Annotated in this window: 19 protein-coding genes; 9 read left to right on the top strand and 10 right to left on the bottom strand. The window is 70.0% G+C overall.

Features of this window, described 5'->3' with window-relative positions:
- Positions 1 to 78 precede the first annotated feature (78 nt).
- Positions 79 to 474, bottom strand: a complete 396-nt coding sequence (locus JOD64_RS10110; RefSeq protein ID WP_204942006.1) for a chorismate mutase — start codon at positions 472 to 474, stop codon at positions 79 to 81.
- A 266-nt stretch (positions 475 to 740) separates the two neighbouring features.
- Here JOD64_RS10110 and pcrA point away from each other — a divergent pair, with 266 nt between their 5' ends.
- Positions 741 to 3,146, top strand: a complete 2,406-nt coding sequence (gene pcrA / locus JOD64_RS10105) for a DNA helicase PcrA (protein ID WP_204942005.1) — start codon at positions 741 to 743, stop codon at positions 3,144 to 3,146.
- Positions 3,147 to 3,291: 145 nt separating this feature from the next.
- On the opposite strand, the gene JOD64_RS10100 is transcribed toward pcrA, so the two are convergent.
- Both JOD64_RS10100 and JOD64_RS10095 read right to left on the bottom strand, forming a co-directional pair.
- Positions 3,292 to 4,065 carry a M23 family metallopeptidase gene (locus tag JOD64_RS10100; protein WP_204942004.1) on the bottom strand — a complete coding sequence of 258 codons (774 nt, stop codon included), beginning with the start codon at positions 4,063 to 4,065 and terminating at the stop codon, positions 3,292 to 3,294.
- 273 nt (positions 4,066 to 4,338) lie between these two features.
- Complete coding sequence (locus JOD64_RS10095) at positions 4,339 to 5,046, bottom strand: M23 family metallopeptidase (protein ID WP_204942003.1); 708 nt, start codon at positions 5,044 to 5,046, stop codon at positions 4,339 to 4,341.
- A gap of 447 nt (positions 5,047 to 5,493) precedes the next feature.
- Between JOD64_RS10095 and icmB the strand changes: the two genes are divergently transcribed.
- The 3 genes from icmB (at position 5,494) to sucD (ending at position 8,428) form a co-directional block, all read left to right on the top strand.
- A complete protein-coding gene (gene icmB, locus JOD64_RS10090) occupies positions 5,494 to 5,898 on the top strand; it encodes a coenzyme B12-dependent isobutyryl CoA mutase small subunit (RefSeq protein WP_030491849.1) in 405 nt (134 codons plus the stop codon).
- Between the two features lie 461 nt (positions 5,899 to 6,359).
- A complete protein-coding gene (gene sucC, locus JOD64_RS10085; RefSeq protein WP_204942002.1) occupies positions 6,360 to 7,538 on the top strand; it encodes an ADP-forming succinate--CoA ligase subunit beta in 1,179 nt (392 codons plus the stop codon).
- A 2-nt stretch (positions 7,539 to 7,540) separates the two neighbouring features.
- Complete coding sequence (gene sucD / locus JOD64_RS10080) at positions 7,541 to 8,428, top strand: succinate--CoA ligase subunit alpha (RefSeq protein ID WP_204942001.1); 888 nt, start codon at positions 7,541 to 7,543, stop codon at positions 8,426 to 8,428.
- Between the two features lie 99 nt (positions 8,429 to 8,527).
- Here the strand turns inward: sucD and JOD64_RS10075 are convergent, their stop codons facing one another.
- Positions 8,528 to 8,794, bottom strand: coding sequence for a DUF4190 domain-containing protein (locus JOD64_RS10075; RefSeq protein ID WP_204942000.1), 267 nt, complete (start codon positions 8,792 to 8,794; stop codon positions 8,528 to 8,530).
- A 200-nt stretch (positions 8,795 to 8,994) separates the two neighbouring features.
- Between JOD64_RS10075 and JOD64_RS10070 the strand changes: the two genes are divergently transcribed.
- Complete coding sequence (locus JOD64_RS10070; RefSeq protein ID WP_204941999.1) at positions 8,995 to 10,284, top strand: cell division protein PerM; 1,290 nt, start codon at positions 8,995 to 8,997, stop codon at positions 10,282 to 10,284.
- A 55-nt stretch (positions 10,285 to 10,339) separates the two neighbouring features.
- Here JOD64_RS10070 and JOD64_RS10065 read toward each other — a convergent pair whose 3' ends face one another.
- Positions 10,340 to 10,891, bottom strand: coding sequence for a DUF4190 domain-containing protein (locus JOD64_RS10065; protein ID WP_204941998.1), 552 nt, complete (start codon positions 10,889 to 10,891; stop codon positions 10,340 to 10,342).
- Positions 10,892 to 10,903: 12 nt separating this feature from the next.
- On the opposite strand from JOD64_RS10065, the gene JOD64_RS10060 reads away from it, so the two are divergent.
- The 3 genes from JOD64_RS10060 to purH all read left to right on the top strand — a co-directional run bounded on the left by JOD64_RS10060 (position 10,904) and on the right by purH (position 13,411).
- Positions 10,904 to 11,092 carry a hypothetical protein gene (locus JOD64_RS10060; RefSeq protein WP_204941997.1) on the top strand — a complete coding sequence of 63 codons (189 nt, stop codon included), beginning with the start codon at positions 10,904 to 10,906 and terminating at the stop codon, positions 11,090 to 11,092.
- Positions 11,093 to 11,222: 130 nt separating this feature from the next.
- Positions 11,223 to 11,843: a phosphoribosylglycinamide formyltransferase gene (purN, locus tag JOD64_RS10055; RefSeq protein WP_204941996.1), complete on the top strand. Its 621-nt coding sequence runs from the start codon at positions 11,223 to 11,225 to the stop codon at positions 11,841 to 11,843.
- Positions 11,840 to 13,411 carry a bifunctional phosphoribosylaminoimidazolecarboxamide formyltransferase/IMP cyclohydrolase gene (gene purH / locus JOD64_RS10050; RefSeq protein ID WP_204941995.1) on the top strand — a complete coding sequence of 524 codons (1,572 nt, stop codon included), beginning with the start codon at positions 11,840 to 11,842 and terminating at the stop codon, positions 13,409 to 13,411. Before purN ends, purH begins: the two co-directional genes overlap by 4 nt.
- A 133-nt stretch (positions 13,412 to 13,544) precedes the next feature.
- Here purH and JOD64_RS10045 read toward each other — a convergent pair whose 3' ends face one another.
- The 5 genes from JOD64_RS10045 to JOD64_RS10025 all read right to left on the bottom strand — a co-directional run bounded on the left by JOD64_RS10045 (position 13,545) and on the right by JOD64_RS10025 (position 19,423).
- On the bottom strand, positions 13,545 to 14,579 hold the full coding sequence (locus tag JOD64_RS10045) for an ABC transporter ATP-binding protein (RefSeq protein ID WP_204941994.1): 1,035 nt from the start codon (positions 14,577 to 14,579) through the stop codon (positions 13,545 to 13,547).
- Positions 14,560 to 15,591 (bottom strand): ABC transporter ATP-binding protein, encoded by a 1,032-nt coding sequence (locus JOD64_RS10040; protein ID WP_204941993.1) that lies wholly within the window; start codon positions 15,589 to 15,591, stop codon positions 14,560 to 14,562. The genes JOD64_RS10045 and JOD64_RS10040 overlap by 20 nt, the downstream gene beginning before the upstream one ends.
- A 65-nt stretch (positions 15,592 to 15,656) precedes the next feature.
- Positions 15,657 to 16,613, bottom strand: a complete 957-nt coding sequence (locus JOD64_RS10035) for an ABC transporter permease (protein WP_204941992.1) — start codon at positions 16,611 to 16,613, stop codon at positions 15,657 to 15,659.
- Positions 16,614 to 16,685: 72 nt separating this feature from the next.
- Positions 16,686 to 17,624, bottom strand: a complete 939-nt coding sequence (locus JOD64_RS10030) for an ABC transporter permease (protein WP_110562995.1) — start codon at positions 17,622 to 17,624, stop codon at positions 16,686 to 16,688.
- A 197-nt stretch (positions 17,625 to 17,821) separates the two neighbouring features.
- Complete coding sequence (locus JOD64_RS10025; protein WP_204941991.1) at positions 17,822 to 19,423, bottom strand: peptide ABC transporter substrate-binding protein; 1,602 nt, start codon at positions 19,421 to 19,423, stop codon at positions 17,822 to 17,824.
- 448 nt (positions 19,424 to 19,871) lie between these two features.
- Between JOD64_RS10025 and JOD64_RS10020 the strand changes: the two genes are divergently transcribed.
- On the top strand, positions 19,872 to 20,732 hold the full coding sequence (locus JOD64_RS10020; RefSeq protein WP_204941990.1) for a bifunctional methylenetetrahydrofolate dehydrogenase/methenyltetrahydrofolate cyclohydrolase: 861 nt from the start codon (positions 19,872 to 19,874) through the stop codon (positions 20,730 to 20,732).
- Positions 20,733 to 20,807: the final 75 nt, after the last annotated feature.

The following is a 20,807-nucleotide window of genomic DNA, read 5'->3' as shown; positions in this document are numbered from 1 at the left end:
GTCCAGGACCTGGAGCGGGCTTACAGCGGGCCGCACGTGGCTTCAGCGGCCGTGCGGCCCACTGCTAGCGGTGTAGCCTCACAGCGGGCCGCGGCCGGCTCGGAGCAGCAGCAGGGCCAACTGGGTACCGTCGGCGCCGAGCGCGACCCGGAACCGCTCCAGGACCTCCCGTTCCCGGGAGAGCACGAGACGTGTCCCGCCGGACGCCATCCGGGTGGCCCCGACCTCCTGGGACAACCCGGCCCGCTCCTGCCACAGCGCGATCAGCGCGTGGTCGATCTCGTTGATCCGTTCCCTGATCTGCAGGATCCGCGCGGACGCGGCTGGCTCCTCGGTGCCGGTCGGTGGCTCGGCCGGCCCCGCGTTCTGGACCGCGGGCGACGCGGACACCGCCGGCTCGCTCCCGTTCGCCCCGGGCTGCTCAGCCTTCGGTCGGATCGGGCCGCCGCTCTGCTCCATCACGTCTGTCATCATCGGGTACCTCTCGCACTGGGGTGCCCGGTGCCCGAAACCCGGGACGGAAAAAGCCCCGGACTCCAGGAGCCCGGGGCTTTAGCAGGTCTGAATCGATCAGGCGCGACCTACGGCAGCCGGACTCCCGGTGCCATAGTAAAAGTAGTAGCGCGCAGCGATCACGCTGTCGAGTATGCCCACGTCGGCATCGGGCGCGCAAGGCCTTCCCCATACCCCGGCGCAGCGAAAGGGGAAGTGTCTGGCCGGCGGCATAGACTTGTCGGGCGATGCATCCTCTCTTCGACATTCCCGCGTCCCCGCCTGCGCCGGAGTCCGCGCCGGCCCGCCCGCACCGACCTGGGCCGGCCGCTGCGCGCCTCGATCCGCAGCAGCTGCTCGCTGGGCTGAACGGGCCACAGCGCGACGCCGTCAGCCACGCCGGCTCCCCGTTGTTGATCGTGGCAGGCGCCGGGTCCGGCAAGACCCGGGTGCTCACCCACCGGATCGCCTACCTGCTCGCCGCACGGGACGTTCATCCGGGGGAGATCATCGCGATCACCTTCACCAACAAGGCTGCCGGCGAGATGAAAGAGCGTGTCGCCGCGCTGGTGGGCCCTCGGGCCCGCCTGATGTGGGTGTCGACGTTCCACTCCGCGTGCGTCCGGATTCTGCGCGCCGAGCACGAGCACGCCGGCCTCAAGTCGACGTTCTCGATCTACGACGCGGACGACTCCCGCCGGCTGATGCAGTTGGTCACCCGCGAGCTCGATCTCGACCCGAAGCGCTACCCGGCGCGCGGGCTGGCCGCCCAGGTCTCCAATCTCAAGAACGAGCTGGTCGACCCGGAGCAGTTCGCGGCGCGGGCCACCGGGCCCAACGAGCGGGCGTTGGCCGAGGCCTACACGCTCTACCAGCGCCGGCTGCGTGAGGCGCACGCACTGGACTTCGACGACCTGATCATGACCACGGTGCACCTGCTCCAGTCCCACCCGCACGTCGCGGAGAGCTACCGTCGGCGGTTCCGGCACGTGCTGGTGGACGAATACCAGGACACCAACCACGCGCAGTACACGCTGATCAAGGAGCTGGTCTCCGGCACCGACGGGCTGGACCCCGCCGAGCTGTGCGTGGTCGGCGACGCCGACCAGTCGATCTACGCGTTCCGTGGTGCGACGATCCGCAACATCCTGGAATTCGAACGGGACTTCACCGACGCGCGGACGATTCTGCTGGAGCAGAACTACCGCTCCACGCAGACCATCCTCAACGCGGCCAACGCAGTCATCGACCGGAACACCTCCCGCAAGCCCAAGCGGCTGTGGAGCGAGGCCGGCGCCGGTGAGCAGATCGTCGGCTATGTGGCCGACACCGAGCACGCCGAGGCCGACTGGGTGGCCCGCGAGATCGACCGGCTGGTCGACGCCGACGAGACCCGTCCCGGCGACGTCGCGGTCTTCTATCGCACCAACGCCCAGTCGCGTGTCTTCGAAGAGGTGTTCATCCGCGTCGGCCTGCCCTACAAGGTGGTCGGCGGTGTGCGCTTCTACGAGCGCAAGGAGGTTCGCGACGCCCTGGCGTACCTGCGTTCGGTGGTCAACGACGACGACACGGTGAGCCTGCGGCGGGTCCTCAACACCCCTCGCCGGGGGATCGGCGACCGCGCCGAGGCGTGTGTCGAGGCGCTCTCAGGCCGGGACCGGATCTCGTTCGGCGCGGCGCTGCGCCGGGCCCGGGAGGCACCGGGCATCTCGAGCCGGGCGGCCAACGGCATCGCCGACTTCGTGGCGCTGCTCGACGGTGCCCGGGAGCTGGCCGAGACCGGCACCCCGGAGGAGGTGCTGGAGGCGCTGCTGACCCGCTCGGGCTACCTCACCGAGCTGGAGGAGAGCCTGGACCCGCAGGACGCCGGCCGCGTGGACAACCTCCAGGAGCTGGTCAGTGTGGCCCGGGAGTACACCGAGCGGATCGAGGCACTGGGCGAGGAGGGGGAGCGGGCCACCCTGGCCGGCTTCCTGGAGCAGGTGGCGCTGGTCGCCGACGCCGACCAGATCCCCTCCGACGACCCCGACCACCAGGGCGTGGTCACCCTGATGACGTTGCACACCGCGAAGGGGCTGGAATTCCCGGTGGTCTTCCTGACCGGGCTGGAGGACGGCGTCTTCCCGCACCTGCGCTCGCTGGGCGACACCCGCGAGTTGGAGGAGGAGCGCCGGCTGGCGTACGTCGGCATCACCCGCGCCCGGCAGCGGCTCTACCTCTCCCGGGCGGTGACCCGCTCGGCCTGGGGGCAGCCGTCCTACAACCCGCCGTCGCGGTTCCTGGAGGAGCTGCCGACCGAGTTGGTGCACTGGGAGCGCACCGAAGGGTCGTACACCTCGTGGGCCGGCGGAGGCGGCGGCGTCGGCGGTCGTGCGGACCGGGCGCCCGGCGGGCGGGGCACCTTCACCGGGGGCACGCCGAAGGCGGCCCAGTTGGCCCAGCGGCTCGGCGTGGACGCCAGCCGGCTGACCACGGCCAGCGAGCTGCCGCAGGGGCCGAAGGTGTCTGCCGGCGACCGGGTCAATCACCAGCGGTACGGGCTGGGGCGGGTGCTCGCCGTCGAGGGGCACGGCCCGGGCGCCCGCGCGCAGATCGACTTCGGTGACCAGACCATGTGGCTGGTGTTGCGGCACGCCCCGGTCGACAAGCTCTGACCCGACCGGCTGGGTCGGCGCCGCCGCCCGCGAGATCGCACTGAATCAAGGTAAGAATGGCCTCCGGCAACGCCGAGGCCACTCTTACCTTGATGTTGCGCGCGGACCACGCGGGGGCGGTCGCGCGGCGTTGTTGCGCTCTGCCTCAGCAGCCCAGATCCACGCCGTGCGACCGCATGAACGGGGCGGGGTCGATCTGGTTCCACATGCCCTGGTGCACCTCGAAGTGCAGGTGCGGGCCGGTGGCGTCGCCGGTGGCGCCTTCGTAGCCGATGACCTGGCCGGCCTTGACCTTCTGGCCGACGGTGACCGCGATGCGGCTCTGGTGGGCGTAGTGGGTCAGGTATCCGTTGCCGTGGTCGATGAAGACGGAGTTGCCGTACCCGTCGGAGGCGTCGCCGGCCTGGGTCACGGTGCCGGCGGCTGCGGCGCGGATCGGCGTGCCGGAGGGCAGCGCCAGGTCGATGCCGGCGTGCAGGGCGCCCCAGCGCTGCCCGTAGCAGGAGGTGACCGAGGCGCCCGGCATCGGGTCGACCCAGGCGGGCGTGGGCTTGGTGGTCTTCTTCGGCTTCGGCTTGGCCTTCGCGGCGGCCGTCTTCGTGGGTGTCGGGCTGGCGCTTGCCGCTGACGGGCTCGTCGTCGGGCTCGCCGAGGGGGTGACCGGGGTGCTCGACTCGCGAGCGGAACGGTCTGCCCGGCTGGCGGCCTCGACCCGGGACTGCGCGTCGAGGGAGACGGCGGTGGGGGCCGGGTGGTTGTTGCCGGTGGTGGCGACGGCGACGCCGCCGATACCGAGCGCCACCAGAGCGGCGGCCGCGAGCACGATGAGGCGGTTGCGCCGGCCGGCGCGCTGCAGCTGCTCGATCCGGGTGGTGGTGTCGGGGGTGTTCTCGTTCTGGACGGGGCTGTCTTCCTGCACGGCGGGCCTTCACAGTCGAGGGGCACTTGACCTCGAAATACTGGTGTCGGGCCGAGCGGAGGCCGGTAGGGGGACCGAGCGGCCGGGCGATGGGCGGTGGGCCGCGTGCCCGAATATGACCCGCTCTGCGATGCTCCATCCGGAAAAGCGATCATGCTGTTGGGTGTCGCCGGTCACAATCCCGGTTGTGACCTGGCAGACATCGGGCCGAGTCGGGCAACGAAAAACCGCCCGGATCGACAGATCCGGGCGGTCAACGGTCGGTACGTAGCGTCAGGACGCGGCTACCTCGCTGTAAATTGCCTCGACTTGCAGCTTGATGTCCACTCCGCGCTGCTGGAGGTAAGGCACCGGGTCGACCGGCTGGCCCTTGACATGGATCTCCAGGTGCAGGTGGGTGCCGTAGGCGTGGCCGGTCTGGCCCACCAGGCCGAGTTGGTCGCCCGCCTTGATCTGCTGGCCTTCCTTGACGCTCACCGCGGAGGAGTGGCCGTAGATGGCCTCACTGCCGTCGGCGTGCTGGACGATCACGGCGTTGCCGTACCCGCCGAACCAGCCGGCCTTGGTGACCAGGCCGTCGTGGATCGCCACATAGGGGGTGCCCTCGCCGGCGACCAGATCCACGCCGGTGTGCAGCTTGCCCCAGCGCATCCCGTAGGGGGAGTTGAAGTCGTAGCCCTGCAGCGGCAGCAGCCACACCTCGGGCTCGGCGCTGTCCTTGCTGCGGCTGTCCCGGGAGGCGCGGTCGGCGTGGTCCGCGCGTTCCGCCGCTTCCTGACTGGTGACCGACGCCTGCTTGAGCTCGTCGAGCACCGTCGGGCTGACGTCCTTGGCATCCGGCAGGGCGCTCGCGCCGAGTGCGACGATGCCGGCCCCGACGAACGCGGTGGTGACGACAGCGGCGTAACGGCTACGCGGCGGGGTGGGCACGCGGCGACGACCGCGATATCTATCGGGCTCAGACGACAGGCGCTGGCGCACGCACACCCTCCGTTGTCGGGGTTCCGAAGCGGCCGGTGGACGTTCGCGAAGCTGCGATGAACGTCCGCTGACCGCGTCGTCACCCGTCCATGGACCTGATGACAACCGTGGACACGTTAGCCAACCACCAGGCCAGCCACAAGCTAGACCGCCAAATTGGCGTGTCGATCTGTCCGTTTGCGTCCATGATTGTCATGCATCGCGGCGCTGAACGGTGCCCCCGTTGCTGCCCGTTCGTCGCCGAGCGTGACCGGTCCGGCGGAGTCGTCCGGCTTGACTGCGGGCGGTGCCGGGAGCAGCGGCAAGGACTCCCCCGGCTGCCTGCTGGTCGCCCCGCGCACTGACCGGCACGAGGACCCGTTTCCCGGCCCGGATTTCCTGCGCTCGCTCGGCCGGGTTACCGTTCGTTCAGGTGAAGGCCGTGAAGCCGGTGAAAGGTGTGCGCTGATGAGCTCTCGTATTCGGGTCGTCGTCGCCAAGCCCGGCCTGGACGGCCACGACCGGGGCGCGAAGGTGGTCGCGCGCGCTCTGCGGGACGCCGGGATGGAGGTCGTCTACACCGGCCTGCACCAGACCCCCGAGCAGATCGTGGAAACCGCCATCCAGGAGGACGCCGACGCCGTCGGCCTGTCCGTCCTCTCCGGCGCGCACATGACGCTCTTCCGCCGGGTGCTGGAACTGCTCGGTGAGCGCGACGCCCGCGACATCGTCGTGTTCGGTGGCGGCATCATTCCGAACGGCGACATTCCCGAGTTGGAAAAGCTGGGCGTCGCAAAGATCTTCACGCCGGGCGCCACCACCCAGGCGATTGTCGAGTGGGTCCGACAGAACGTCGCGCAGCCGGTTTCCTGAGGCGGGCCGCCAAGGGCTTTGCCACGGCAGGCCGTAAACGGGCGTCGGCGACCGGGTTCCGGGCACGGGGGAGGGGCCGGACGCACCCCTCACACGTCCGGCCCCTCTATGCACGATGCCCCGCCGCCACCCCTCGACCGACAGGGCATCGGCCGTCTCCCGTCGTCACGCTTCTCAGCGCTCCGACACCTGACTCAACGACGCCCCCACGGCCGGGTTACGCAACCCTGTCAACATCGTCCGGACGGTGGATGTCGGCCGAGTCATGGCCGGAAACCTGTCGCATTCGATGCCCGGTTGTGCATTACCGCACACCGTGCACCCGCTCGGTTGCCGGTGGTGCCGACCTCGCTAGGCTGCGGCCAATGGCCTGTTTCAACTGATGACAGGCGTCAAACTGTTTTCTGAACGCTGGTGGCGGCGCGACGGCGCGCCGCGGAGACGGGACGGGACGCGCAATCGTGGACCTGTACGAGTACCAGGGGCGGGACCTGTTCGAGCGGCACGGCTTGCCCGTGCTGGCCGGCGGCGTCGCCACTACCCCGGAAGAGGCCCGTGCGATCGCCGAACGCCTCGGCGGTCGCGTGGTCGTCAAGGCGCAGGTGAAGGTCGGCGGCCGAGGTAAAGCCGGCGGCGTCAAGCTCGCCGAGGGCGCCGAGGAGACGGTGGCCCGCGCCACCGACATCCTTGGCATGGACATCAAGGGCCACACCGTCCACAAGGTCATGATCACGGTGACCGCGGACGTGGCCGAGGAGTACTACTTCTCGTACCTGCTCGACCGAGCGAACCGCACCTTCCTCTGCATCGCCAGCGTCGCCGGCGGCATGGACATCGAGCAGGTCGCCGCCGACACCCCCGACAAGGTCGTGAAGGCCCCGATCGACGCCGTGAAGGGCGTGGACGAGGCCAAGGCCCGCGAGATCGTGACCGCTGCCGGCTTCCCGGCCGAGGTCGCCGACCAGGTGGTCGAGATCGCCGTCGGCCTGTGGCAGGCGTTCGTCGCCGAGGACGCCACCCTGGTCGAGGTCAACCCGCTCGCCAAGAACGGCGACGGCCGGATGCTCCTGCTCGACGCCAAGATCAGCCTGGACGAGAACGCGGCGTTCCGGCACCCGGACCACGAGGCGCTGGTCGACCAGGCCGCGGTGGATCCGCTGGAGCAGGCCGCCAAGGCCAAGGACCTCAACTACGTCAAGCTCGACGGCGAGGTCGGCATCATCGGCAACGGCGCGGGTCTGGTCATGTCGACCCTCGACGTGGTCGCGTACGCCGGTGAGCGGCACGGCAACGTCAAGCCGGCCAACTTCCTCGACATCGGCGGCGGCGCGAGCGCCGCGGTGATGGCGAACGGGCTGGAGATCGTGCTCTCCGACCCGGCCGTGAAGAGCGTCTTCGTCAACGTCTTCGGCGGCATCACCGCCTGCGACGAGGTCGCCAACGGGATCATCCAGGCGCTGGCCCTGCTGGAGCAGCGCGGCGAGCAGGTCACCAAGCCGCTCGTCGTCCGTCTCGACGGCAACAACGCCGAGGCTGGCCGGGCGATCCTGGACAGCGCGAACAACCCGCTCGTGCAGCGGGTGGACACCATGGACGGTGCGGCCGAGCGGGCCGCCGAGCTGGCAGCTGCGGGGGTCTGATCATGGCTATCTGGCTGACCAAGGACTCGAAGGTCATCGTCCAGGGGATGACCGGTTCCGAGGGTTCCAAGCACACCCGGCGGATGCTCGCCGCCGGCACGAACGTGGTGGGCGGCGTCAACCCGCGCAAGGCGGGCCAGAAGGTCGACTTCGACGGCACCGAGCTGCCGGTCTTCGCGTCCGTCACGGACGCGATGGCCGAGACCGGAGCCGACGTCACGGTCATCTTCGTGCCGCCGCAGTTCACCAAGGCCGCCGTGGTCGAGGCGATCGACGCCGCGATCGGCCTGGCCGTGGTGATCACCGAGGGCGTCCCGGTGCACGACACCGCGTCGTTCTGGGCGTACAACGTGGCGAAGGGTGAGCAGACCCGGATCATCGGGCCGAACTGCCCCGGCATCGCCTCGCCCGGCGCGTCCAACGCCGGCATCATCCCGGCCGACATCACCGGCTCCGGCCGGATCGGCCTGGTCAGCAAGAGCGGCACGCTGACCTACCAGATGATGTACGAGCTGCGCGACATCGGCTTCTCCACCTGCGTCGGCATCGGCGGTGACCCGATCATCGGGACCACCCACATCGACGCGCTCGCGGCGTTCGAGGCCGACCCGGAGACCGACGCCATCGTCATGATCGGTGAGATCGGTGGCGACGCCGAGGAGCGGGCCGCCGAGTTCATCAAGGCCAACGTCACCAAGCCGGTGGTCGGCTACATCGCCGGCTTCACCGCTCCTCCCGGCAAGACCATGGGTCACGCCGGGGCGATCATCTCCGGCTCGGCCGGCACCGCCGAGGCGAAGCAGGCGGCGCTGGAGGCGGTCGGAGTCAAGGTCGGCAAGACGCCGACCGAGACCGCCCGCCTCATGCGGGAGATCATGTCCGGCAGCTGAGCCGGCCAGGCAACACCGAAGGGGGTCGACCGCAGCCGGTCGGCCCCCTTCGGCGTACCCGCGTTGCCGGCGCGTCTCGTCGGTGGTCGGCCAGCCCGCTCAGTCGTTGTTCCAGAACGGGTAGTTGCCGGTCGCGCGCAGGATCGCCCCGCCGATGATGTTGATCACGCCGAAGACGACGGCGAGGTAGCCGAGCAACGGTGACTGCCCGTACCGCCGCGCATCCCGGATGGACAGGTACCCGAAGATGATGCCGAGGATGCCGCAGCAGATCAGCCCCAACACGATGCCCAGCACGCCCCAGAGCGTGGTCCGGTCCCGTCCCTGGGCCGGTGGCGGCGGTGGTGGCGGGTATGGCGTCGTCACGGCTTCCTCCGGGTGGTCGTGGGCGGCGTGCCGACCCGGACCGTGACCGGCGGACCCGACCCGGTGGCGGCGATTCGCGCCCCCTTCAGGGCCGAGGCTAGACCCGACCAGGCGGTCTGGACTCAGGTTCGGTCAACTCGCCGCCCTCCGGACGGGTTAACGGACTGCCACCGCCCGCACGACGTGCCAGAGTAGAGCGGATGTCCCCCGTCACCCCTGACCGTCCCAGCCGTCCCGGCGGTGTGCGCGCCGACGACCGGCCGGTCGACCGTGCCGCGCCGGCCCGACGGGTGCCCGCGCCCCGCGCGGGTGGGTCACCACGCGGGCGTGCACCGCTGCCCGTCGCCGCCGGGGTGGCTGCCGGCTGGGCTGCCCTCACCTCCTACCTGCCGGTCGCCATCGTGCTCGGCCTGGTCCAGCTCGGCACGGATTCCACCACCCTGACCAGCACCCTGCGCACCGCGCTGGCCGGCTGGCTGCTCGGGCACGGCGTGCCACTGCACACCGAGTCCGGCCCACTCGGGCTCGCCCCGCTGGCGCTGACCGTGCTCGCGCTCTGGCGACTGACCCGGGCCGGTGTGCACGTCAGCCGCGCGATCGGCGCCCGCGACACCCGCTCACCGCGCCGGGCCCTGCTCGCCGCGGGCGCGGTCGGCATCGCGTACGCGCTGCTCGGCGCGCTCGCGGCCGTGCTGGTCGGCACCGGCGGGCCGGATGCGTCCGTGCTCCGGGCGGGAGCCACCTTCGCGGTGATCGGCACACTCGCCGCGCTGGTCGGCGCGACCCGCATCACCGCCGTGACCCGGCTACTCGTCACTCGGATACCGGGACCGGTGCGCGACGGCATTCGCACCGGTCTGGTGGCTGGGCTGCTGCTGCTCGGCGCGGGCGCCGGCGCGGCCGGCCTGGCCGTGGCAACCGGCGGCGGCGACGCGGCGGACATGATCGGCGCGTACCGGACCGGGGTTGCCGGGCAGGCCGGCATCACCCTGGTCAGCGTCGCGTACGCGCCGAACGCGGCGATCTGGTCCGCCAGCTACCTGCTCGGGCCGGGCTTCGCGGTCGGCACCGACACCGTGGTTCGCACCAGTGAGGTGTCGGTTGGCGCGCTGCCGGCCGTGCCATTGCTCGCCGGCCTGCCGCGCGGCCCGGTGGACGGCTTCGGCGCCCTGCTGCTCGCGGTGCCGGTGTTGGCCGGGATGATCGCCGGCTGGTTGCTCGCACGCCGGGTGGCTCGACTCGCCGGGCCGGAGCGTGCCCCGCAGCGCTGGGCCGAGTTGCTGGCGTCGGCGGCGCTGGCCGGGCCGGTGGCCGGCGTGCTGCTCGGCGTGGCCGCGGCAGTGTCCGGCGGGCCGCTCGGTGCCGGTCGGTTGGCGCAGGTCGGGCCGGTGGGCTGGCAGGTCGGGGCGGTGGCGGCCGGTGTCATCGCGGTCGGCGCACTGCTCGGCGCCGCCGCCACCCGAGCGCTTACCCGCGCCTCCGCTCAGTAGATCGAGCGCGGGGCGCCCCAGACGAATCCGGAGCGCCCCAGGTGTGCTGGATCCGTCAGGGCTGGGTCGGCAGGCCGACGTTCAGCGCGACGCTCAGGATGATCCCGATGATGCCGAGCGCGACGCCGACCGCACCACAGATCAGGCCAGCCTTGGCCTGCCCGGCGTTGCTGGCCTGACCCTGGGCGACCTTCTGGCGGGCGAGGTAGCCGGTCACCAGGCCACCAATGCCGACCGGGATGCCCAGGAAGGGGCAGCACGACAGCGGGATCGACGCGATACCGAGGATCAGCGCCACCAGGCCGAGGGTGTTGTTCTGCCCCTGCGCCTGCGGGTATCCGGCGTTCGGGTACGTCGGGCCGCCGCTGTACGGAGGCTGCTGCTGGCCGTACGGGTCCTGGTACGGCTGCTGCTGGCCGTAGGGCTGACCGGAGACCGGCGGCTGGCCGTACGGGGCCGCCGGCTGTTGGCCGTACGGGGCGGCCGGCTGCTGGCCGTACGGGGCGCCGGGCGGCGGGGCGTACGGGTCGTGCGGCGGCTGGGGAGCGGTCGGGTCCTGATTGGGCTGCTGGCCGTACGGGTCCTGGCCGGGGTTACCGGGTTGCATTCGAGAAGCTCCTTGAACTGGTTCCGTCAGTTGCTGCTGTTTGTTTCCAACCATGATCGCTGCCAGTCCTCCGAATGGACAGCACAGCAACACGACGACATCGCCATATTGCCCTCGATCGACGGCTGTCGTTGGGAGTGGGGACCGGGCGGCATCGGCGCTCCTCAGTTCAGCGAACCGGCTGGCGTGCCGGGTCAGTGACGGGGGCGGGTCGGCGCGGCGTTCGGCCCCAGGCGAGCGGCAGCGTACCGGGTCGATGCTCGTCGGCACTATCAAGATCGGCGCGCCGCCCAGCCGAAGGGCGGGCTGACCTGCCCGATAGGGTGGCCCGGTGACCGAGCCCGCGTCTGTCGCCCGCATCGTCGTCCTCGTCTCCGGCTCCGGAAGCAACCTTCAGTCGCTGTTGGATGCCTCCGTCGATCCCGCGTACGGCGCGCAGGTCGTCGCGGTCGGCGCGGACCGCGACGGCATCGCCGGCCTGGACCGGGCCGCCGCGGCCGGGGTGCCGACCTTCGTCGAGCGGGTCCGTGACCACGACACCCGGGCGGACTGGGACGCCGCGCTCACCGCGCACGTCGCGAAGCACCAACCCGACCTGGTCATCTCCGCCGGTTTCCTCAAGCTGGTCGGGCCGCAGTTCCTCGCTGCCTTCGGCGACCGCTACCTGAACACCCACAACACCCTGCTGCCGGCGTTCCCCGGCATCCACGGCCCGCGTGACGCCCTCGCCTACGGCGTGAAGCTCACCGGGGCCACCCTCTTCTTCGTCGACGCCGGCATGGACACCGGGCCGATCGTCGCGCAGGTCGCGGTGCCGGTGCTCGACGACGACGACGTGGACACGCTCACCGAGCGCATCAAGGAAGCTGAGCGGCGCCAGCTCGTCGAGCAGGTCGGTCGCCTGGTCCGCGAAGGCTGGACCATCACCGGAAGGAAGGTCACGGTTCCGTGAGTCCCACTCAGGACGGGCGTCGCCCGATCAGGCGGGCGCTGGTCAGCGTCTACGACAAGACCGGGCTGGTCGAGCTCGCCCAGGCCCTGCACGCCGCCGGCGTGGAGATCGTGTCCACCGGCAGCACGGCGGGCACCATCGCCGCCGCCGGTGTGCCGGTGACGCCGGTGGAGACGGTGACCGGGTTCCCCGAGGTGCTCGACGGCCGGGTGAAGACCCTGCACCCGAAGGTGCACGCGGGTCTCCTCGCCGACCTGCGCAAGGACACGCACGTCGTGCAGCTCGACGAGCTGGGGGTGGCGGCGTTCGACCTGTTGGTCTCCAACCTCTACCCCTTCCAGGCGACCGTCGCCTCCGGCGCCGGTGTCGAGGAGTGCGTGGAGCAGATCGACATCGGTGGCCCGGCCATGGTGCGGGCCGCCGCCAAGAACCACGCTTCGGTCGCCGTGCTCACCGACCCGACCGGTTACCCGGCGCTGATCGGCGCGCTCGACGAGGGCGGCTTCACCCTGGCCCAGCGTCGCGCGTTGGCAGCGCGGGCGTTCGCCGACATCGCCGAGTACGACGTGGCGGTTGCCCAGTGGTGCGCCCAGGAGCTGGCCCCGGCCGACGACTCGTGGCCGGCGTTCACCGGGTCGGCGCTGCGCAAGTCGACGGTGCTGCGCTACGGGGAGAACCCGCACCAGCCGGCCGCGCTCTACACGGACCCGGACGCCCCGGCGGGGCTGGCCCAGGCCGAGCAGCTGCACGGCAAGGAGATGTCGTACAACAACTACGTCGACGCGGACGCCGCGTGGCGGGCCGCGAACGATTTCGCCGACCAGCCCGCCGTGGCGATCATCAAGCACGCCAACCCGTGCGGCATCGCGGTGGGCGCGGACGTGGCCGAGGCGCACCGCAAGGCGCACGCCTGCGACCCGGTGTCGGCGTACGGGGGCGTGATCGCGGTCAACCGGCCGGTCTCGGTCGAGCTGGCCCGGCAGGTCGCCGACATCTTCACCGAGGTGGTGGTCGCCCCCGGCTTCGACGAGGGTGCGGTCGAGGTGCTGCAGGGCAAGAAGAACATCCGGCTGCTGCGCGCGCCGGCCTGGAGCCCGGCGAAGGTCGAGTGGCGGCCGGTGACCGGTGGCGTGCTGACCCAGGTCGCCGACCGCGTGGACGCACCCGGTGACGACCCGGCGAGCTGGCAGTTGGCGACCGGCGAGGCGGCCGATGAGGAGCTGCTGCGCGACCTCGCGTTCGCGTGGCGGGCGGTCCGCGCGGTGAAGAGCAACGCGATCCTGCTCGCCAAGGACGGCGCCACCGTCGGCGTCGGCATGGGTCAGGTCAACCGGGTCGACTCGGCACAGCTCGCGGTCAGCCGCGCGGGTGCCGATCGGGCGCGCGGCTCGGTCGCCGCTTCGGACGCGTTCTTCCCGTTCGCCGACGGTCCGCAGATCCTCATCGACGCGGGCGTCCGCGCCATCGTCCAGCCTGGTGGCTCAATCCGCGACGAAGAGGTCATCGAAGCAGCCAAGAAGGCCAACGTCACGATGTACCTGACGAAGACCCGGCACTTCTTCCACTGACCGCGTCCTGCCCTGCCCTGCCCTACCCTGCCTCGTTGATCATGAGGTTATTGCCCGGCCACTCGGAGTGTCGGGACAATAACCTCATGATCAACGGGGGTGGCGGGGTGCGGCCGGCAGGGGGCGGGCGGGGTTAGGGGGTTGCGGGGCGGAGCTCGGCGAAGTGGCAGGCGGAGGGGTGCGGATCCGCTGCGCGGGGGACCGTTGCCGGGTCCTCGATGGCGCAGATGTCCTGGGCCTTCCAGCAGCGGGTCCGGAAGTGGCAACCGCTCGGCGGGTCGGCCGGGCTGGGCACGTCGCCGACCAGCCGGATCATGTTGCGCTGCTCGCGGGCCTCCGGGTCCGGCACCGGCACTGCGGAGAGCAGAGCCTGGGTGTACGGATGGGTGGCCCGCTCGTAGATCTCGTCATCGGTGCCGATCTCCACGATCCGGCCGAGGTACATCACCGCGACCCGGTCGGCGATGTGCCGCACCACGGACAGGTCGTGGGCGATGAAGATGTACGAGAGCCCGAGCTCGTCCTGCAGTTGCTTCAGCAGGTTGATCACCTGGGCCTGGATGGAGACGTCCAGGGCCGACACCGGCTCGTCACAGACGATGATCTCGGGCCGCAGCGCGAGCGCGCGGGCGATGCCGATGCGCTGACGCTGACCGCCGGAGAACTGGTGCGGGTACCTGTTGATGTGCTCCGGGTTGAGACCGACCAGGTCGAGCAGTTCCTGGACCCGCTTCTGCTTGCTGCCCTTCGGTGCGGCATCCGAGTGGATCTCGAACGGCTCGCCGATGATGTCGCCGACGGTCATCCGCGGGTTCAACGAGGTGTACGGGTCCTGCATCACCATCTGCATGTTGCGGCGCAGCCGGCGCAGCTCACCCCCGGATGCCTTGAACAGGTCCCGGCCCTCCAGGGTTGCCTGCCCGGAGGTGGGCGTCTCCAGCCGCATCAGCAACCGGGCGAGGGTGGACTTGCCGCAGCCGGACTCGCCGACCACGCCCAGCGTCTCGCCCCGGCGCAGCTCGAAGCTCACCCCGTCGACGGCCTTGACCGCGCCGATCTGCCGCTGGAACAGCACGCCCTGAGTGATCGGGAAGTGCTTCACCAGGTTGTCCACGGAGAGGATGGTCTCGCCACGGACCTTTGTGGAGTTAGCGGGCGACGCTGTCATCACGGACCTCCTGCGCGAAGTGGCAAGCGCTGGTCCGGCCGTCGCCGAGGACCAGGTCGTGCGGCACGACGTCCACGCAGACCTGCTGGACGTACGGGCAGCGGGGGTGGAACGGGCAGCCGGACGGGATGCGCATCAGGTTCGGCGGCAATCCCTTGATCGTCGACAGCTCCTGGCCACGGACGTCCAACCGCGGGATCGACTCCAACAACCCCTTGGTGTACGGGTGGGCCGGCGCCTTGTAGAGCGAGCGGACGTCGGCGTGCTCGACGATCCGGCCGGCGTACATGACCGCGATCCGGTCGGCGACACCGGCGACCACACCCAGGTCGTGGGTGATCAGGATCATCGCCATGTTGAATTCCCGGCGCAGGTCGGCCAGCAGGTCCATGATCTGGGCCTGCACGGTGACGTCGAGGGCCGTGGTGGGCTCGTCGGCGATCAGCACCTTCGGGTCCAGCGCCAGCGCCATCGCGATCATGACGCGCTGCCGCATACCGCCGGAGAACTGGTGCGGGTAGTCGCCGATCCGCTTGGCGGCACCCGGGATCTTGACCAGGTCCATCAGCTCGATGGCCCGGCGCCGGGCGTCGGCCCGGGACATGCCGGCGCGCTGGCGCAGCGTCTCGCCGATCTGCCAACCGACCGGGAAGACCGGGTTCAGCGCGGAGAGCGCGTCCTGGAAGATCATCGCGATCTCCGTGCCGCGGATCTGCCGGCGCTGCTCCTCGGAACGGGTGAGCAGGTCCTGACCCTGGTAAAGGATCTGGCCGGAACGGATGAACGCGGGCGGCGTGTCCAGGATGCCCATGATCGCCTGAGCGGTGACCGACTTGCCGGACCCCGACTCACCGAGCACGGCCAGCGTCTCGCCGGCGTCGAGGTGGTACGACACGCCGTTGATCACCTGGGCCACACCCTCGTTGGTGCGGAACTCGATGTGCAGGTCCCGCAACTCCAGCAGGTGGCCGCCTTCTGGAGTTGCGGAGGCGGGCGTGGGTTGAACGGTCATGACAGTGCCTGCCTTTCGCTCGCGACTGCGGGGCTCGCTACGTTCACTCCTCGCGCTCGCATGTCTCACCGGAGCTTCGGGTCGAAGGCGTCACGGATCGCGTCGCCGAGCATGATGAACGCCAGCACGGTCAGCGCGAGGAACGCGGACGGGACGATCAGCGGCGTGGCCGCCTCGCGCATGTGGATCCGGCCGGTGTCGATGTCCTGGCCCCACGAGATGGTCGGTGCCTTCAGCCCGATGCCGAGGAACGAGAGCGTCGCCTCGGCCGCGATGAACGACCCGAGCGCGATGGTCAGTACGACGATGGCCGGGGCCAGTGAGTTCGGCAGGATGTGCCGCCACATGATCCGGCCGTTGCCGGCGCCGAGCATCCGGGCCGCCGCGACGTAGTCCTGCTCCTTCGCGGTGATCACCGAGGAACGCACCACCCGGGCGGCGGTCGTCCAGCCGAGAAGGGCAAGCACGAAGACGACCGCGCCGATCCGTGCCCACTGGCTGTCGCTGGACACCCGCTTGAGCAGCACGATCGCGGCCAGCAGCAGCGGGATGCCGAGCACCACGTCGATCACCCGGGAGAGCACCGCGTCGACCCAGTGGCCGAAGTAGCCGGCGAGCATGCCGACCACCAGCGCGATGATCCCGGTGCCGAGCGCGGCGAGCGCACCGACCACCAGCGAGGCCCGGGTGCCGTAGACCGCCCGGGAGAACGTGTCGCAGCCCTGGAAGTCGTACCCGAAGATGGCCCCGCCGGACGGTCCGGCGTGCTGCCGGGAGAGCACGCAGTCGTTCGGGTTGTTGGCGGTGAACACGCCGGGGAACAGCGCCATCAGGGTGAAGGTGACGACCAGTGCCAGCGAGATCCAGAAGATCGGGTTGCGGCGCAGGTCGCGCCAGGCGTCTCCGGCCAGGCTGCGAGGCTTGTGCGGGGCGCCGACCTGGTTGGGTGCGCCCGGCTCGCCCGAGGGGCCACGCCGCGCGGCCTGGTTCTCGCTGGCCGCCACCGTTTCAAAATCACTCATGCCGCCACCTCGCTGCGCTCGGTGCCGGCAGGAGAGCCGGGGCACGCTGCGCTGACGATTCGTTCGCTGCGCTCACTCATAGCGGATCCTCGGGTCGAGTACGGCGTACAGGACGTCCACCACCAGGTTCGAGACCAGGTAGACCACGACGAGCACACTGACGATGCCCACCACCAGGGGGCCGTCCTCGGTGCGGATGCCGCGGAAGAGGTTGAAGCCCACGCCGGGGATGTTGAAGACGCCCTCGGTGATGATCGCGCCGCTCATCAGGTTGCCCAGCTCCACACCGAGGAAGGTGACCACCGGGATGAGCGAGTTGCGCAGCACGTGGACGACGACGATCCGGCGCTTGACCAGGCCCTTGGACCGGGCGGTCCGGACGTAGTCCGCGCGCAGGTTCTCCGCCACCGAGGCGCGGGTGAGCCGCAGCGCCGTGGCCAGCGACAGCGAGCCGAGCACGATGCCGGGCAGCAGGAGCGCGTAGAACGTCGGGTCGGAGCCGGCGGTGGGCGGGAAGAGCTGCCACTTGACGCCCAGGAAGTACTGCGCCAGCGGTGCCAGCACGATGGTCGGGATGCCCAGCACCAGCAGGGTGAGCACCAGCGTCGAGTTGTCGAAGATGCTGGCCCGGCGGATACCGGCGATCACGCCGGCGCTGACGCCGAAGATGATCGCCACGGCGAGGGCGATGAGCGCGAGTTGAACGGTGACCGGCCAAGCTTGCTGGAGGATGTCACCGATGTTCCGACCGGTCAGCGATTCGCCCAGGTTGCCCTGGAGGAGGTTCTTCACGTAGTCGAAGTAGCGGTAGAAGAAGCCGCCGACGCCGGTGGCGTCCAGGTGGTACTTCTCGGTCAGGTAGGCCCGTTGGGCTGGCGTCACCGGCCGCTCGCCGGCGAGCGCCTGGATGGGGTCGCCCTGCCCGGCGAATGTCAGCGCGTAGACGATCAGGGTGGTCCCGAAGAACGCCAGGACCATCTGCAGTAGGCGCCGCAAGATGTAGCGGAACATGCTTAGCAGTCTCTCCGGAAATGTGCGAAAGGGTCGCAGGACGGCATCTCTGGTCGTACCCGAAATATCCGAGACATTCCGTCCGGCCCGGGGGAGCCGGCACCACCGACGCCGGGTCCGCTGCTGCGGCCCGGCCCCGGTGGTGCGGTCCGGGCCACCCGGGCGTCGTCGCCCAGGTGGCCCGCACCATGGTCAGCTCAGCTGGCTGCTTCGATCTTGACGAGGTTGACCCGCTGGAACAGGTCCATCTGCACGTTCTTGACCTTGGACGAGGTGCCGAACACGTTCTCGCCGAAGCGGAGCGGGATCACCGGCATGTCCTTGGCCAGGATGTCCTCCGCCTGCTGGTACTTGGCGATCGCCTCGTCCTGCGTCTTGGCGGCGGAACCCTCCTTGACCAGTCGGTCGAAGTCCGGGTTGCTGTAGCCGTAGTAGTTCGACGAGCCGTTCGTGGTGTACAGCGGGCCGAGGTAGTCCTCCATGGTCGGGTAGTCCATGACCCAGGCCATCCGGAACATACCCACCGGCTGCTTCTTCTCGACCTTGGTCAGCAGGTCGGCGAACTTCGGCTCGGCCGAACCGACGGCGTCGACACCCAGGTTGGCCTTCAGCTGGTTGACCGTGGCGTCGACCCAGTCCTTGTGACCGCCGTCGCCGTTGTAGGAGATGACGATCTTCGACGGACCACCCGCGGCCTGGTAGAGCTTCTTGGCCTCGGTCGGGTTGAACTCCCCGGCCTTGCCCGCGGTGTTCTCCCGGTAGCCCGGCAGGACCGGCGAGACGAAGGAGCGCGCCGGCTGCTGCGAGTCCTTGAAGACCGACTTGGTGATCTCCTCACGGTCGATCGCCATCGAGATGGCCTTACGCACGTCCGGGTTGCTGTAGTCCTTGTCGAACGTCGGGAACGCCAGGAACTGGAACGACGACATCGGGCTCGTCTTGTACCGGTCGCCCAGGTCGCTCGGCGCGGTGCTCAGGCTCTCGGACGGGATCGTGGGCAGCACGTCCAGGTTGTCCGCCAGGACGTCCGCGTAGGCCGCGGTCAGCTGCTGGTAGATCCGGAACTCAATGTTCTTGACCTTGGGCTTCTCGCCCGGGTACGCGTCGTAGCGCTCGACATCGATCTTGCTGTCGTGCTGCCACGTGCCCTTCATCTTGAAGGGGCCCTGCCCGATCGGTGCCTGCTCGTAGGAGTCCTTGAGCACGCCCGGGGCCGAGAACGCGGCGTCGGGCATCGGGTAGAACGCGGTGTAGCCGAGCACCGTCTTGAAGTCGATGTACGGGTCGGACAGCGTCACGGTGAAGGTGAGGTCGTCGACCTTCTTCAGACCGGACATCTCCTTGGCCTTCGGCGCCTTGCCCTGCAGGTCCGTGTAGCCAGCGATCTTCTCGAAGAAGTAGTTGCTGTCCTGACCGTTGGGGGCGTACGCGCCGTAGTTCCAGGCGTTGATGTAGTCCTCGGACGTGACCTTCTCACCGTTGTGGAAGGTGAAGCCGTCCTTGAGCTTGATCGTCCAGACCTTGTTGTCGGACGAGGTCACCGACTGGGCCGCGACCTCGTACGGCTTGTTCTGGGCGTCGTAGTCGACGAGCGGGCTGAACAGGCCGGTGAGCACCTGCGCCCCGGACGTCTCCGTCGTGTTGGTGGGAACCAGGTGCTTCGGCTCGGCGATCTGGATGCTGACCGCCGAACTGCCGCTGCCGCCGGATCCACCGTCTCCGCCGCTGCCGCAGGCCGCGAGGCCCAGCGTCACCGCGAGCGGGAGGGCGGTCCAGGCGGCGAGTCTACGAACTCGCATTGAGCCTCCTCATCTCCTCACGCTGCGCAGTCAGGCCCGACGCTGGGTTTACGCTGCGCAACAAGCGGCAACGGTAGGTCGGCGACGGGTCTTCGGCAACGAGGCGGTTGCGGGTGGGTAACGGTCCGGGCCGTCCCGGCTTGCTCAGGGCCGGCGGACCTGCTAGCGAAAAGCGGTTCAAACGTCTCTGGCCTGTGATTGTTCGGCCGGATGCAGTGCAAGCTGTGCCGCCCGCAGTGCGGTTCGCACCATCTCGGCTGGTCGTCCGGTCTCTGCCGCCCTCGGCCCTGATGTCTGGTTCGACAGTGACCGAATCCACAAAATGTGACTGAGAGTGACTAGCGACACGTCACGGAACGTCACACCCGTCCGGCGACAGTCAGGTGTCGGTGGGCCGCCCGAGCGAGGTCGTCTGAACCGCGAGCGGTGGTCGTGAGACGATCAGGTCGTGACGGCGACGCTTCTGGACGGCAAGGCAACCGCGGCAGAGATCAAGGACGAGCTGCGGATACGGGTGAAGGCACTCGCGGAACGCGGCATCACCCCCGGGCTCGGCACGGTCCTGGTCGGGGCGGACCCGGGCAGTCAGGCGTACGTCAACGGCAAGCACCGTGACTGCGCAGAGGTGGGCATCGCCTCGATCCGCCGAGAACTGCCGGCCGACGCCACCCAGCAGCAGGTCGACGACGTGCTGGCCGAGCTGAACGCCGACCCGGCGTGCCACGGCTACATCGTCCAGTTGCCGCTGCCGGCGCACCTCGACACCCAGCGGGTGCTGGAGCTGATCGACCCGGACAAGGACGCCGACGGCCTGCACCCGGTCAACCTGGGCCGGCTCGTCCTCGGCTACGACGGTCCGCTGCCCTGCACCCCGCGCGGCATCGTGGAGCTGCTCCGCCGGCACGACGTGGCGCTGCGCGGCGCCACCGTCGCGGTGGTCGGTCGGGGCAACACCGTCGGCCGCCCGCTCGGCCTGCTGCTCACCCGGCGCAGCGAGAACGCCACGGTCACCCTGTGCCACACCGGCACCCTCGACCTCGCCTCGCACACTCGGGCCGCTGACATCGTCATCGTCGCGGCCGGCGTGCCGGGCCTGCTCACCGGCGACATGATCCACCCCGGCGCGGTCGTGGTGGACGTCGGCATCACCCGTGTGATCGGCGCGGACGGCAAGGGCCGCTACACCGGCGACGTGGACCCGGAGGTGGCCGAGACGGCCGGCGCGCTGGTCCCCATGCCCGGCGGCGTGGGTCCGATGACCCGGGCCATGCTGCTCACCAACGTCGTGGAGCGCGCCGAGCGCGGTTGAGGTGTAAAGCCGTAACCGTCCGACCCTGACCTGATCGGTGCCAGGATGGCTGATACGGTCCGGAAAACCGACTGG

It is taken from the genome of Micromonospora luteifusca, from assembly GCF_016907275.1.
In the GTDB taxonomy this organism is placed as follows: Bacteria; Actinomycetota; Actinomycetes; order Mycobacteriales; family Micromonosporaceae; genus Micromonospora; species Micromonospora luteifusca.
The sequence above is the reverse complement of the archived record's forward strand: the minus strand, read 5'-3'. Positions and strand labels throughout refer to the sequence as shown.

Excerpts from the sequence above, each read along its gene's own strand:
- JOD64_RS10110 (WP_204942006.1), bottom strand. The coding sequence starts at position 474 with ATGATGACAGACGTGATGGAGCAGAGCGGCGGCCCGATCCGACCGAAG.
- pcrA (WP_204942005.1), top strand. The coding sequence starts at position 741 with ATGCATCCTCTCTTCGACATTCCCGCGTCCCCGCCTGCGCCGGAGTCC.
- icmB (WP_030491849.1), top strand. The coding sequence starts at position 5,494 with ATGAGCTCTCGTATTCGGGTCGTCGTCGCCAAGCCCGGCCTGGACGGC.
- sucD (WP_204942001.1), top strand. The coding sequence starts at position 7,541 with ATGGCTATCTGGCTGACCAAGGACTCGAAGGTCATCGTCCAGGGGATG.
- JOD64_RS10070 (WP_204941999.1), top strand. The coding sequence starts at position 8,995 with ATGTCCCCCGTCACCCCTGACCGTCCCAGCCGTCCCGGCGGTGTGCGC.
- JOD64_RS10065 (WP_204941998.1), bottom strand. The coding sequence starts at position 10,891 with ATGCAACCCGGTAACCCCGGCCAGGACCCGTACGGCCAGCAGCCCAAT.
- JOD64_RS10045 (WP_204941994.1), bottom strand. The coding sequence starts at position 14,579 with ATGACAGCGTCGCCCGCTAACTCCACAAAGGTCCGTGGCGAGACCATC.
- JOD64_RS10040 (WP_204941993.1), bottom strand. The coding sequence starts at position 15,591 with ATGACCGTTCAACCCACGCCCGCCTCCGCAACTCCAGAAGGCGGCCAC.
- JOD64_RS10035 (WP_204941992.1), bottom strand. The coding sequence starts at position 16,613 with ATGAGTGATTTTGAAACGGTGGCGGCCAGCGAGAACCAGGCCGCGCGG.
- JOD64_RS10030 (WP_110562995.1), bottom strand. The coding sequence starts at position 17,624 with ATGTTCCGCTACATCTTGCGGCGCCTACTGCAGATGGTCCTGGCGTTC.
- JOD64_RS10025 (WP_204941991.1), bottom strand. The coding sequence starts at position 19,423 with ATGCGAGTTCGTAGACTCGCCGCCTGGACCGCCCTCCCGCTCGCGGTG.